We start from the raw sequence: 13,214 nt of genomic DNA, 5'->3' as shown, positions 1-13,214 counted from the left end.
GATGGAAAGTTTACTTGTTCTATTATTGCTTGCCAACCTAGCTGGTATCTTTCTGATTTGGCAAAGGCAGGAGAAGCAGGAGAAACACCTAAGCAAGAGCTTGGAGGATCAGGCAGATCACTTGTCAGACCAGTTGGATTATCGCTTTGAACAAGCCAGGCAAGCCAGCCAGCTAGATCAAAAAGATTTGGAAGTGGCTGTCAGTGACCGTTTGCAAGAAATGCGAATCGAATTGCACCAAGGTCTGAATCAGGTCCGTCAAGAAATGACTGAGAATCTCCTCCAAACCAGGGATAAGACTGACCAACGTCTCCAAGCCTTGCAGGAATCCAATGAGCAACGTTTGGAACAAATGCGCCAGACAGTCGAGGAAAAACTAGAAAAGACCTTGCAGACGCGTTTACAAGCCTCCTTTGAGACAGTTTCCAAACAACTGGAGTCTGTCAATCGTGGCCTTGGAGAAATGCAGACAGTTGCCCGTGATGTTGGAGCTCTTAACAAGGTTCTCTCAGGAACCAAGACGCGAGGGATTCTGGGAGAATTGCAACTGGGACAAATTATTGAAGACATCATGACACCTGCCCAGTACGAAAGAGAATATGCAACGGTGGAAAATTCCAGTGAACGAGTGGAGTATGCCATTAAGTTGCCTGGACAGGGTGACCAGGAATATGTCTACTTACCAATTGACTCTAAGTTTCCACTGGCAGATTATTACCGTCTAGAAGAAGCCTATGAAGCAGGTGACAAGGATGAGATTGAACGCTGTCGTAAGTCGCTCCTAGCAAGCGTCAAACGATTTGCCAAGGATATCAAGAGCAAGTACATAGCACCGCCTCGGACAACCAATTTTGGAGTTTTGTTTGTTCCGACAGAAGGTCTCTACTCAGAAATTGTCCGCAATCCGGTCTTCTTTGATGACTTGAGAAGGGAAGAACAGATTATTGTCGCAGGTCCAAGTACCCTGTCAGCTCTCCTCAATTCCCTATCAGTTGGATTCAAAACTCTCAATATTCAAAAGAGTGCAGACCATATCAGTAAGACTCTTGCCAGTGTCAAGACCGAGTTTGGCAAGTTTGGTGGGATTTTGGTTAAGGCACAAAAACATCTCCAACATGCCTCTGGCAATATTGATGAATTATTAAACCGTCGTACCACTGCTATCGAGCGGACGCTCCGTCACATTGAGTTATCAGAAGGTGAGCCTGCGCTTGATCTACTCCATTTCCAAGAAAACGAGGAAGAATATGAAGATTAGTCACATGAAAAAAGATGAGCTATTTGAAGGCTTTTACCTAATCAAGTCAGCTGACCTGAGGCAAACTCGAGCTGGGAAAAACTACCTGGCCTTTACCTTCCAAGATGATAGTGGCGAGATTGAAGGAAAACTCTGGGATGCTCAACCTCATAACGTTGAGGCCTATACTGCAGGTAAGGTTGTCCACATGAAAGGGCGCCGAGAAGTTTATAACAACACCCCTCAAGTCAATCAAATTACTCTTCGCCTGCCTCAGCCTGGTGAACCCAATGAACCAGCTGATTTCAAGGTCAAGTCACCAGTTGATGTCAAGGAAATCCGTGACTATATGTCGCAAATGATTTTCAAAATTGAAAATCCTGTCTGGCAACGGATTGTCCGAAATCTCTATACAAAGTACGACAAGGAATTTTACTCCTATCCAGCAGCCAAGACCAACCACCATGCCTTTGAAACGGGTTTGGCTTTCCACACTGCAACCATGGTGCGTTTGGCAGATGCTATTAGCGAAGTTTATCCTCAGCTCAATAAGAGCCTGCTCTATGCGGGGATTATGCTGCATGACTTGGCTAAGGTCATCGAGTTGACGGGACCAGACCAGACCGAGTACACAGTGCGAGGTAATCTTCTTGGACATATCGCTCTGATTGATAGCGAAATTACCAAGACAGTTATGGAACTCGGCATTGATGATACCAAGGAAGAAGTCGTTTTGCTCCGCCACGTCATCCTCAGTCACCACGGCTTGCTTGAGTATGGAAGTCCAGTCCGTCCACGCATTATGGAAGCAGAGATTATCCATATGATTGACAATCTGGATGCAAGCATGATGATGATGTCAACAGCTCTTGCTTTGGTGGATAAGGGAGAGATGACCAATAAAATCTTCGCTATGGACAATCGTTCCTTCTATAAACCAGATTTAGATTAATAATTTAAGAAAAATGAGCATTTTTTAGGATAAGAATGTTCGTTTTTTTATGTGAATATGGTATAATAGATAAAATATCAAAATTAAATGAAGTGGGAAATAGAAATGAAATTAAGAAGAAGTGATCGGATGGTTGTCATTTCCAACTATTTGATTAATAATCCTTATAAACTAACTAGTCTCAATACTTTTGCTGAAAAGTATGAATCTGCTAAATCATCCATCTCAGAGGATATCGTGATTATCAAACGTGCCTTTGAGGAGATCGAAATCGGTCATATCCAGACAGTAACTGGTGCTGGTGGTGGTGTCATTTTCACACCATCAATCTCAAGCCATGATGCCAAGGAAATGGTTGAGGACTTGCGTGCCAAGTTGTCAGAAAGTGACCGTATCTTGCCAGGTGGTTATATCTACCTGTCCGATTTGCTTAGCACACCAGCTATCTTGAAAAATATTGGTCGTATCATTGCCAAGAGCTTTATGGACCAAAAAATCGATGCCGTTATGACAGTAGCAACAAAAGGTGTTCCACTTGCAAATGCAGTTGCCAATGTCCTCAATGTTCCCTTTGTTATTGTGCGCCGTGACCTGAAAATTACCGAAGGTTCAACTGTCAGTGTCAACTATGTATCAGGTTCAAGTGGTGACCGCATTGAGAAAATGTTCCTTTCAAAACGTAGTCTCAAGGCAGGCAGCCGTGTCTTGATTGTGGATGACTTCTTGAAAGGTGGCGGAACTGTCAATGGGATGATCAGCCTCTTGCGTGAGTTTGATTCAGAATTGGCTGGTGTAGCAGTCTTTGCGGATAATGCCCAAGAAGAACGTGAAAAGCAGTTTGACTACAAGTCACTCTTGAAGGTAACCAATATTGATGTCAAGAATCAAACCATCGATGTTGAGGTTGGTAATATCTTTGACGAAGATAAATAAGAGATAGAACTAAAGGTTGGAACGATTGTCCCAGCCTTTCTTTGCAAATAGAATAGAAGGAAACTTATGAAAACACCATTTATCAATAAAGAAGACTTAGAAAAGATTGTTGCCGAGTTCCCGACTCCCTTTCACTTGTATGATGAGAAGGGAATTCGTGAGAAGGCAAGGGCCGTCAACCAAGCCTTTTCGTGGAATAAGGGCTTTAAGGAATATTTTGCAGTTAAGGCTACTCCAACACCAGCTATTTTGAAAATTCTCCAAGAGGAAGGCTGTGGTGTGGACTGCTCTAGTTATGTGGAGCTTTTGATGAGTCATAAACTGGATTTCCCTGGTTCTGAAATTATGTTCTCTTCAAACAATACGCCAGATAAGGAATATGCCTATGCGCGTGAATTGGGTGCGACCATTAACTTGGATGCCTTTGAAGATATTGAACATCTAGAGCGTGCAGCAGGTATTCCAGAAATCATCTCTTGTCGTTATAATCCTGGAGGCGTTTTTGAACTGGGGACAGACATTATGGACAATCCTGGAGAAGCCAAGTTTGGCATGACCAAGGATCAGCTCTTTGAAGCTTTTGCCATCTTGAAGGAAAAAGGAGCTAAGACTTTTGGGATTCACTCCTTCCTAGCGTCCAATACCGTAACCCATCTCTATTATCCAGAGTTGGCTCGTCAGCTTTTTGAATTGGCTGTTGAAATCAAGGAAAAGTTGGGCATTTCGCTAGACTTTATCAATCTTTCTGGCGGTATTGGTGTCAATTATCGTCCAGACCAGGAGTCGAACGATATCGCCTTGATTGGTGAGGGAGTTCGTAAGGTTTATGAAGAAGTTCTTACGCCAACAGGTCTTGGTCAGATCAAGATTTTTACCGAATTGGGTCGCTTTATGCTGGCCCCTCACGGTGCTTTGGTCACAAGAGTTACCCATAAGAAGAAAACCTACCGTACCTATCTAGGTGTGGATGCATCAGCAGTCAACCTCATGCGTCCAGCTATGTACGGAGCTTACCATCATATTACTAACGTGACCCATCCAGATGGACCAGCTGAAGTTGTAGATGTGGTTGGTTCACTCTGTGAAAACAATGATAAATTTGCAGTAAATCGTGAACTACCTCATACAGAAATCGGTGATTTGCTGGTAATTCATGATACAGGTGCTCATGGTTTTTCAATGGGCTACCAGTACAATGCCAAACTTCGTTCTGCGGAAATCCTCTATACCGAAGAAGGCAAAGCCCGTCAAATCCGCCGTGCAGAGCGCCCGGAGGACTATTTTGCAACCTTGTATGGTTTTGATTTTGAAGAATAAAATGATAAGTAATTGAAAATGAAATTGAAAAACAGATTGCTTTCTAAAAAATAGGCAAAAATCTTGTTTTTCCTTCAAGTCGTGATATAATAAAACTATAAAACGTTTTCAAGGAAGGTAACGATATGTCTGAAGAAACAATTGATTATGGACAAGTGACAGGAATGGTGCATTCGACAGAAAGCTTTGGGTCAGTAGATGGGCCTGGTATTCGCTTTATTGTCTTTTTGCAGGGCTGTCACATGCGTTGCCAGTATTGCCATAACCCGGATACTTGGGCTATGGAGTCCAATAAATCACGTGAACGGACGGTAGATGATGTCTTGACAGAAGCCTTGCGCTACCGCGGTTTCTGGGGAAATAAGGGTGGGATTACAGTCAGTGGAGGAGAAGCCCTCTTGCAGATTGATTTCCTGATTGCCCTCTTTACCAAGGCTAAGGAACAAGGAATCCACTGTACCTTGGATACCTGTGCCCTGCCTTTCCGTAATAAACCACGTTACCTTGAGAAGTTTGATAAACTCATGGCTGTCACTGACTTGGTCCTCTTAGATATCAAGGAAATCAACGAAGAACAGCACAAGATTGTTACTAGCCAAACTAATAAAAATATCTTGGCCTGTGCTCAGTATCTATCAGATATTGGAAAACCTGTCTGGATTCGCCACGTGCTAGTTCCAGGATTGACAGATAGAGATGATGACTTGATTGAACTTGGGAAGTTCGTCAAGACCCTCAAAAATGTGGATAAGTTTGAAATTCTACCTTATCACACCATGGGTGAGTTTAAATGGCGTGAATTGGGAATTCCTTATTCCCTCGAAGGGGTTAAACCACCAACAGCAGATCGCGTGAAGAACGCTAAAAAACTCATGGATACCGAAAGTTATCAAGACTATATGAAACGTGTACATGGATAAAAAAGAAGCCTGATGGAAACATCGGGCTTTTGACTATCAAAAAGACTTAACCATCCAGCTAAGCCTTTTTTGTCTTATCTCGAACGTTGTTTTCCAGCGTTGCGATTTTTGTGTTTTTTCTTACTTGTGATAGCAGTTGGTTGTTCAGGGGTAACATCTTTTCGTCCGTTTGCTGTTGAGAATGCACTTGCTTTTGGTGGGTTCTTAGCCAATTCTTCACGAACTTTTTTGCGAAGTTTTGGACGAACGATATAGTTGACGATGAACTGTTGGAGAATCATCATGAAACCACCGACAACCCAGTAAAGTGTAACACTAGCTGGTGAGAAGAGGGAGAAGACGACAATCATGAGTGGGCTCATGTAAATCATTTTCTTGATTTGTTCTCTTTGCATTTCATCTTCTACTCCGTGAAGTGAAAGGAGCGATTGAAGATAGTAAAGGACACCAGCGCAGGCAACCAAAATCATACTTGGAGAACCTAGAGGAATTCCTAGGTAGCTTGCTTGAGCAACCCCTTCAGTGTGTTGGGCAGCAAAGTAGATAGCAGAGAAGAAAGGCATTTGAAGGAGGATAGGGAAACATCCTACACCACCAAACATGCTGATGCCGTGCTCTTTTTGAGCAGCAAAGAGAGCTTGTTGGGCTTCGAGTTTTTCTTCTTGAGTAGTCGCTTCCTTGAGACGAGTTTGATGTGGCTCAAGGACGTGCTTGAGGGCGTTCATCTTTTCAGAGTGAAGCGTTGCCTTCCATGATTGGTAGATACCAAGTGGCAAGATAATCAAGCGCACGATAATGGTTACGATGATGATAGCGACACCAAAGCCTAGACCTTTATCAGTAGCGAAGTACTTGATAGCTTCTCCCATCGGGGCACCTAAGAAATCCCAAACGGGACCAATTGGCTTACCTGTTGCTTTATCAATTTGAACGCAACCTGTCAAGACTAATAGCATAGCTACTCCCATAGCTGAGAGTGCAAAACGTTTAATAGTTTTCAATGTGTTCATTCCTTCTTTTAAAAATAATACCTTTCTATTCTACTGTTTTTTTACAAAATATACAATAGTTCTAGAGACCTAATTTGCGATTTTAAAGTCAGGGTAAGGAGGAAAGTTGCTCAGTTGGACATCTAAGTAGCTGACTTTTGAAAAAGGTGTGGGTCCTTTTCGTATTTCTTGGATAAATTTTGCCATGATAGCAGATGAGTCTGCTTGGGCTAAGATTTCTACTGTGCCATCGTCATTATTCCATACTCGGCCTGTGATGCCACCGATTTCAAGCGCCAGGCTGTAAACACCCCAACGAAAGCCAACTCCCTGAACCCTGCCTTGGGCAATCATTCTAACCTTTTGCATACCAAACCCCTTTGATTGTGTTATAATATTTCTATGACTATTATAACCTCAAAAGCCAATTCTGTGGTAAAAAGTGCCAAGAAATTACACCAAAAAAAATACCGCAAGTCTACCTATTTGATTGAAGGATGGCACTTGTTTGAAGAAGCTGTCCAAGCTGGAGTGACGATTGAGAAGATCTTTGCCCTAGAAACTTACCGAGAACAGTTAGCCTCGTTTCCGCAAACTGTCTGGGTATCAGAGGATATTTTGCTAGATTTGGCAGATTCTCAGACTCCACAGGGCATTGTTGCCGTGGTTCAAAAAGAAGAAGTAGGACAAGCTGATTTTAGTCAGGGCAAGTTCTTGTTTTTGGAAGATGTGCAAGATCCTGGTAATGTGGGAACTATCATTCGGACTGCGGATGCAGCAGGTTTTACAGGAGTCATTGTCTCAGACAAGTCAGCAGATATCTATAGTCTCAAGACTCTACGTTCTATGCAAGGCAGTCATTTCCATTTGCCTATTTATCGGATGACTAGTCAAGCGCTTCTCGAGGAAGCTAAAAAGGCAGGTATCCCTATGCTGGCAACCACTCTTTCCAAGGATTCTAAAGATTATCGTGACTTGCCACATTTAGATCAGTTTGTCTTGGTTATGGGAAATGAAGGTCAAGGAATTAGTCCCCTCATGGCTAAAAGTGCAGACCAGTTGGTCCATATTAGCATGAAGGGTCAGGCCGAGAGTCTGAATGTTGCCGTTGCAGCCGGTATTTTGATTTTCCATTTAAGCTAATTTTAACTTTCTTTGCTATAATCAAGGAAAGACATTCATAGAAAAGGAGAAAAGATGAATCACACTATAATAGAAGACCGCACAGGTCTCAATCAATTTTACGCTAAGGTCTATGCCTTTGTTGGTCTGGGGATCGGACTATCCGCTTTAGTATCAGGTCTTATGTTGACCGTCTTTCAGTCTCAGTTGGTTTACTTTTTGATGCAGGGACGTCTCTGGTTGACCATTGCAACCTTAGCAGAGCTAGCTCTGGTCTTTGTTGCCAGCAGTATGGCTTCGAAGAATAGTCCAGCGGCTCTTCCAGTATTTTTACTTTACTCAGTATTAAACGGCTTTACCCTCAGTTTTGTGGTGGCCTTCTATACTCCAGGTACAGTTTTATCTGCCTTTGTATCAAGCGCCCTTCTCTTCTTTGTCATGGCGGCAGTCGGTATGTGCACCAAGAAAGATTTGAGTGGCCTTGGTCGGGCTATGATGGCGGCTCTTATCGGTTTGTTGATTGCTATGGTAGTCAATATTTTCTTGGCTAGCGGTTTCTTTGATTATATGATTAGCGTAGCCATGGTCTTGGTCTTCTCTGGGCTGATTGCTTGGGACAACCAAAGAATTCGCTATGCATATGAGCAATCACAAGGTCGTGTAGAGACAGGTTGGGTTGTGTCAATGGCTCTCAGTATCTATCTTGATTTTATCAATCTCTTCCTAAGTATTCTACGTATTTTTGGTCGTAATGACTAAAAGGTCTATGAAATCAGTGTTCGAAGGAGCACTGATTTTTTTAAATTTGCTCTTTCCTTTTCTTGGAAATAGGTGTATAATGCTTTTAATTAATTTTTTGAGGAGTAGTTTATGAAGAAAAGTTTTATTCATCAACAAGAAGAGATTTCCTTTGTCAAAAACACTTTTACCCAGTATTTGAAAGATAAGTTAGAAGTTGTCGAAGTTCAAGGTCCTATCTTGAGTAGGGTCGGTGACGGGATGCAGGACAACTTATCAGGTGTGGAGAATGCCGTATCGGTCAAGGTTCTCCAAATCCCTGATGCTACTTATGAAGTGGTGCACTCCCTTGCCAAATGGAAACGCCACACTTTGGCTCGTTTTGGTTTCGGTGAAGGTGAAGGTCTTTTCGTCCACATGAAGGCCCTTCGTCCAGACGAAGATTCGCTTGATGCGACCCACTCTGTTTATGTTGACCAGTGGGACTGGGAGAAGGTTATCCCAAATGGTAAACGTAATATCGCTTATCTAAAAGAAACAGTTGAGAAGATTTACAAGGCTATTCGTCTTACTGAGCTAGCTGTTGAAGCCCGCTATGACATCGAATCAATCTTGCCAAAACAAATCACTTTTATCCACACAGAAGAGTTGGTAGAACGCTACCCAGACTTGACACCGAAAGAACGTGAAAATGCTATCTGTAAAGAATTTGGTGCTGTTTTCTTGATTGGTATTGGTGGGGAATTACCAGACGGTAAACCGCACGATGGACGTGCACCAGACTACGATGACTGGACAAGTGAGTCTGAAAATGGCTACAAGGGTCTAAATGGTGATATTCTTGTCTGGAATGAGTCTTTAGGTGGAGCCTTTGAGCTGTCTTCTATGGGAATCCGTGTGGATGAAGAAACTCTTCGCCGTCAGGTTGCCATCACAGGTGATGAAGACCGCTTGGAATTGGAATGGCACAAGTCCTTGTTGAATGGCCTATTCCCATTGACAATCGGTGGAGGAATTGGACAATCTCGGATGGCCATGTTCCTACTTCGCAAGAAACACATCGGAGAGGTGCAAACAAGTGTTTGGCCTCAAGAAGTCCGCGATACTTACGAAAATATTTTGTAGAGAATCGAACCGCAAGGTTCGGTTTTCTTTCTCTTTTCGCCTATAATTTGGTATAATAAACGGTATGAAGATCGTATCAGGAATCTATGGGGGACGCCCCCTCAAGACACTAGAAGGCAAGACGACAAGACCTACTTCAGATAAGGTTAGGGGAGCCATTTTTAACATGATTGGTCCCTACTTTGAAGGGGGACGAGTCTTGGACCTTTATGCAGGTAGTGGTGGTTTATCTATCGAGGCAGTATCGCGTGGCATGTCCAGTGCTGTTTTGGTGGAGCGAGACCGTAAGGCTCAGGCTATCGTGGCTGAAAATATTCAGATGACCAAGGAAGTTGGAAAATTTCAACTCCTCAAAATGGATGCAGAAAGGGCATTAGAACAGGTATCTGGGGAATTCGACCTCATTTTCTTAGACCCTCCTTATGCCAAGGAACAAATCGTAGCAGATATTGAAAAAATGGCTGAGAAAGAGCTTTTTTCTGAAGATGTCATGGTCGTGTGTGAGACGGATAAGGCCGTTGAGCTTCCAGAAGAAATTGTCTGTCTAGGCATCTGGAAGGAAAAAATTTATGGAATTAGTAAGGTGACAGTCTATGTCAGATAAGATTGGCTTATTCACAGGCTCATTTGATCCGATGACAAATGGGCATCTGGATATCATTGAACGGGCGAGCAGACTTTTTGATAAGCTCTATGTCGGTATTTTTTTTAATCCCCACAAACAAGGATTTCTCCCTATCGAAAATCGTAAACGAGGGCTAGAAAAGGCTTTGAAACATTTGGAAAATGTTGAAGTTGTGTCTTCTCATGATGAATTGGTGGTTGATGTCGCAAAAAGACTGGGGGCTACTTGTCTAGTGCGTGGTTTGAGGAATGCAGCGGATTTGCAATATGAAGCTAGTTTCGATCACTACAACCATCAGCTGTCTCCTGGTATAGAGACCATTTATTTACATAGCCGACCTGAACATCTCTATCTCAGTTCATCCGGTGTTAGAGAGCTTTTGAAGTTTGGTCAGGATATTGCTTGCTATGTTCCCGAGAGTATTTTGGAGGAAATAAGAAATGAAAAAAAAGATTAGATGGCCCTTATATGTCATTGCGGCCTTGATTGTGACTTTCTTGGCATTTGTAGTGCCCTTGCCCTACTATATAGAGGTTCCAGGTGGTTCGGAAGATATTCGCCAAGTCCTTAAAGTCAATGACACAGAAGATAAGGAAGCTGGTGCCTATCAATTCGTTACGGTTGGTGTTCAGCACGCTACTTTATCCCATATGATTTATGCTTGGTTGACGCCTTTTACAGATATTCGTAGTGCCCAAGAGACTACAGGTGGCTCTTCTGATGTTGAATTTATGCGGATCAATCAATTCTACATGCAAACATCACAAAACATGGCCAAGTATCAAGGGCTAAAAACAGCTGGTAAGGATATTGAACTTAAATACCTTGGGGTTTATGTTCTGACGGTGACGGATAATTCGACCTTTAAAGGGATTCTCAATATCTCTGATACGGTTACAGCAGTCAATGATCAGACCTTTGACAGTTCCAAAGACTTGATTGATTACGTCAATTCTCAAAAACTAGGGGACTCCGTCAAGGTAACTTATGAAGAGGATGGGGAAACCAAGTCTGCAGAAGGTAAGATTATCACCTTGGAAAATGGCAAAAATGGGATTGGAATCGGTTTGATTGACCGTACGGAAGTGACCAGTGATGTCCCAATTCGCTTTTCAACAGCTGGTATCGGCGGTCCAAGTGCAGGTCTCATGTTTAGTCTGGCTATCTATACCCAAATAGCTGACCCTGGCCTTCGTAATGGCCGCATTGTTGCCGGTACAGGTACCATTGACCGTGATGGGAATGTGGGGGACATTGGAGGTATTGATAAGAAAGTTGTAGCTTCGGCTAGAGAAGGTGCCGCGATTTTCTTTGCCCCTGATAACCCTGTTAGCGAAGAAGAACAAAAAGCGCATCCAGATGCCAAAAACAACTACCAAACAGCCCTAGAAGCAGCCAAAACAATCAAGACAGATATGAAAATAGTGCCTGTTAAAACCCTACAAGATGCAATTGATTACTTGAAAAACAATCCCTAGTTTTTAAGTGAAGTTTCCAAACTAGCGCACAAACAGAGAAGATGGTATAATAGTCAAATGGTTCAATTATTATTCACTCTAAGCAGTCACATGCTCTTTATTTATGTGAGTTTTTACCTTTTAAAGAATCTTGTTAGATGGGAAAAAGTCTTAAAAGTAACAGCTGAGAACACAGGAAAAGTTCGTTTATTGGTAGCTTTTTTTAGCATTGTCATGGGCTACATCATGAGTTCTTTCTTTATCGGCCTATATCAGTTGTGGCAAGAAGCGCTTAGAGGATTATTATAAAATCAAGAGTAAAGGAAATAAGTATGGAAAAAATTGTGGTTCAAGGTGGCGATAATCGTCTGGTAGGAAGTGTTACGATAGAAGGAGCAAAGAATGCAGTCTTGCCCTTGTTGGCAGCGACTATTCTAGCAAGTGAAGGAAAGACCGTCTTGCAGAATGTTCCTATCTTGTCAGATGTTTTCACTATGAATCAGGTGGTTCGTGGTTTGAATGCCAAGGTGGATTTTAATGAAGAAGCTCATCTTGTTGAGGTGGACGCGACTGGCGATATCACTGAAGAAGCTCCTTACAAGTATGTCAGCAAGATGCGTGCATCCATTGTTGTCTTGGGGCCAATCCTGGCTCGTGTAGGTCATGCCAAGGTATCCATGCCAGGTGGTTGTACGATTGGTAGCCGTCCTATTGATCTTCATTTGAAAGGCCTGGAAGCTATGGGAGCTAAGATTAGTCAGACAGCTGGTTATATCGAAGCCAAGGCTGATTGCTTACATGGCGCTCATATCTACATGGACTTCCCGAGTGTTGGCGCTACGCAGAACTTGATGATGGCAGCGACTCTGGCTGATGGTGTGACAGTGATTGAAAATGCTGCGCGTGAGCCTGAGATTGTTGACCTAGCCATTCTTCTCAATGAAATGGGAGCCAAGGTCAAAGGTGCTGGTACAGAGACCATTACCATTACCGGCGTTGAGAAACTTCATGGTACGACTCACAATGTAGTCCAAGACCGTATCGAAGCAGGAACCTTTATGGTAGCTGCTGCCATGACTGGTGGTAATGTCTTGATTAAAGACGCTGTCTGGGAGCACAACCGTCCCTTGATTGCCAAATTGCTTGAAATGGGAGTGGAAGTGACGGAGGAAACTGAAGGAATTCGAGTTCGTTCTCAACTAGAAAATCTAAAAGCTGTTCATGTGAAAACCTTGCCCCACCCAGGATTTCCAACAGATATGCAGGCTCAATTTACAGCCTTGATGACCGTCGCAAAAGGGGAATCAACTATGGTGGAGACAGTTTTCGAAAATCGTTTCCAACACTTAGAAGAAATGCGTCGCATGGGCTTGCATTCTGAGATTATCCGTGATACGGCTCGTATTGTTGGTGGACAACCTTTGCAGGGAGCAGAAGTTCTTTCTACTGACCTTCGTGCTAGCGCAGCCTTGATTTTGACAGGTTTGGTAGCACAAGGAGAAACTGTAGTTGGTAAATTGGTTCACTTGGATAGAGGTTACTACCGTTTCCATGAGAAGTTGGCGCAGCTAGGTGCTAAGATTCAGCGGATTGAGGCAAGTGATGAAGATGAATAAGAAATCAAGCTACGTAATCAAGCGTTTACTTCTAGTCATTTTGGTACTGTTTTTAGGTGCTCTAGCCCTAGGTATCGGCTTAATGGTAGGTTATGGAATCTTGGGCAAGGGTCAAGATCCATGGGCCATCCTGTCTCCAGCAAAATGGCAGGAATTGATTCATAAATTTACAGGAAATTAGGC

The 13,214-nt window shown here is 42.9% G+C and carries 16 protein-coding genes; 14 read left to right on the top strand and 2 right to left on the bottom strand.

Features of this window, described 5'->3' with window-relative positions; translation table 11 throughout:
• The first annotated feature begins 1 nt into the window (after position 1).
• The 5 genes from rmuC to pflA all read left to right on the top strand — a co-directional run bounded on the left by rmuC (position 2) and on the right by pflA (position 5,359).
• Positions 2–1,258 carry a DNA recombination protein RmuC gene (rmuC, locus tag HMPREF2628_RS02895; protein WP_070842274.1) on the top strand — a complete coding sequence of 419 codons (1,257 nt, stop codon included), beginning with the start codon at positions 2–4 and terminating at the stop codon, positions 1,256–1,258.
• Complete coding sequence (locus HMPREF2628_RS02890; RefSeq protein ID WP_070842273.1) at positions 1,248–2,189, top strand: 3'-5' exoribonuclease YhaM family protein; 942 nt, start codon at positions 1,248–1,250, stop codon at positions 2,187–2,189. The genes rmuC and HMPREF2628_RS02890 overlap by 11 nt, the downstream gene beginning before the upstream one ends.
• A gap of 105 nt (positions 2,190–2,294) precedes the next feature.
• Positions 2,295–3,122 (top strand): pur operon repressor, encoded by an 828-nt coding sequence (gene purR, locus HMPREF2628_RS02885; protein WP_004255834.1) that lies wholly within the window; start codon positions 2,295–2,297, stop codon positions 3,120–3,122.
• Between the two features lie 66 nt (positions 3,123–3,188).
• The gene (locus tag HMPREF2628_RS02880) at positions 3,189–4,439 is read left to right on the top strand and encodes a diaminopimelate decarboxylase (protein ID WP_070842272.1); all 1,251 of its coding nucleotides are present in this window, start codon (positions 3,189–3,191) and stop codon (positions 4,437–4,439) included.
• A 125-nt stretch (positions 4,440–4,564) separates the two neighbouring features.
• A complete protein-coding gene (gene pflA, locus HMPREF2628_RS02875) occupies positions 4,565–5,359 on the top strand; it encodes a pyruvate formate-lyase-activating protein (RefSeq protein ID WP_001288288.1) in 795 nt (264 codons plus the stop codon).
• A gap of 74 nt (positions 5,360–5,433) precedes the next feature.
• Here pflA and yidC read toward each other — a convergent pair whose 3' ends face one another.
• Positions 5,434–6,360 (bottom strand): membrane protein insertase YidC, encoded by a 927-nt coding sequence (gene yidC / locus HMPREF2628_RS02870; RefSeq protein ID WP_070842271.1) that lies wholly within the window; start codon positions 6,358–6,360, stop codon positions 5,434–5,436.
• A gap of 78 nt (positions 6,361–6,438) precedes the next feature.
• A complete protein-coding gene (locus tag HMPREF2628_RS02865) occupies positions 6,439–6,717 on the bottom strand; it encodes an acylphosphatase (RefSeq protein ID WP_020903085.1) in 279 nt (92 codons plus the stop codon).
• 33 nt (positions 6,718–6,750) lie between these two features.
• On the opposite strand from HMPREF2628_RS02865, the gene HMPREF2628_RS02860 reads away from it, so the two are divergent.
• From HMPREF2628_RS02860 to HMPREF2628_RS02815, 9 genes are all read left to right on the top strand, one after another.
• Positions 6,751–7,491, top strand: coding sequence for a TrmH family RNA methyltransferase (locus HMPREF2628_RS02860; RefSeq protein ID WP_070842270.1), 741 nt, complete (start codon positions 6,751–6,753; stop codon positions 7,489–7,491).
• 54 nt (positions 7,492–7,545) lie between these two features.
• A complete protein-coding gene (locus tag HMPREF2628_RS02855) occupies positions 7,546–8,229 on the top strand; it encodes a Bax inhibitor-1/YccA family protein (RefSeq protein WP_070842269.1) in 684 nt (227 codons plus the stop codon).
• 111 nt (positions 8,230–8,340) lie between these two features.
• Entirely contained in the window at positions 8,341–9,333 is a 993-nt protein-coding gene (asnA, locus tag HMPREF2628_RS02845) for an aspartate--ammonia ligase (protein WP_000748004.1), read from the top strand.
• Between the two features lie 64 nt (positions 9,334–9,397).
• The gene (rsmD, locus tag HMPREF2628_RS02840) at positions 9,398–9,937 is read left to right on the top strand and encodes a 16S rRNA (guanine(966)-N(2))-methyltransferase RsmD (RefSeq protein ID WP_061590042.1); all 540 of its coding nucleotides are present in this window, start codon (positions 9,398–9,400) and stop codon (positions 9,935–9,937) included.
• A complete protein-coding gene (coaD, locus tag HMPREF2628_RS02835; protein ID WP_070480181.1) occupies positions 9,927–10,415 on the top strand; it encodes a pantetheine-phosphate adenylyltransferase in 489 nt (162 codons plus the stop codon). Before rsmD ends, coaD begins: the two co-directional genes overlap by 11 nt.
• Positions 10,399–11,436: a SepM family pheromone-processing serine protease gene (locus HMPREF2628_RS02830; RefSeq protein ID WP_070480182.1), complete on the top strand. Its 1,038-nt coding sequence runs from the start codon at positions 10,399–10,401 to the stop codon at positions 11,434–11,436. Before coaD ends, HMPREF2628_RS02830 begins: the two co-directional genes overlap by 17 nt.
• Positions 11,437–11,493: 57 nt before the next feature.
• The gene (locus HMPREF2628_RS02825; RefSeq protein ID WP_083279266.1) at positions 11,494–11,724 is read left to right on the top strand and encodes a DUF1146 family protein; all 231 of its coding nucleotides are present in this window, start codon (positions 11,494–11,496) and stop codon (positions 11,722–11,724) included.
• A 23-nt stretch (positions 11,725–11,747) separates the two neighbouring features.
• Positions 11,748–13,031, top strand: a complete 1,284-nt coding sequence (gene murA, locus HMPREF2628_RS02820; RefSeq protein ID WP_070842267.1) for a UDP-N-acetylglucosamine 1-carboxyvinyltransferase — start codon at positions 11,748–11,750, stop codon at positions 13,029–13,031.
• On the top strand, positions 13,024–13,212 hold the full coding sequence (locus HMPREF2628_RS02815) for a DNA-directed RNA polymerase subunit beta (protein WP_004241151.1): 189 nt from the start codon (positions 13,024–13,026) through the stop codon (positions 13,210–13,212). Before murA ends, HMPREF2628_RS02815 begins: the two co-directional genes overlap by 8 nt.
• The last annotated feature ends 2 nt before the right edge of the window (positions 13,213–13,214 follow it).

This window comes from Streptococcus sp. HMSC063B03, from assembly GCF_001836965.1.
GTDB lineage: Bacteria > Bacillota > Bacilli > Lactobacillales > Streptococcaceae > Streptococcus > Streptococcus pneumoniae_F.
This window is presented reverse-complemented; position numbering and strand designations above follow the sequence as displayed.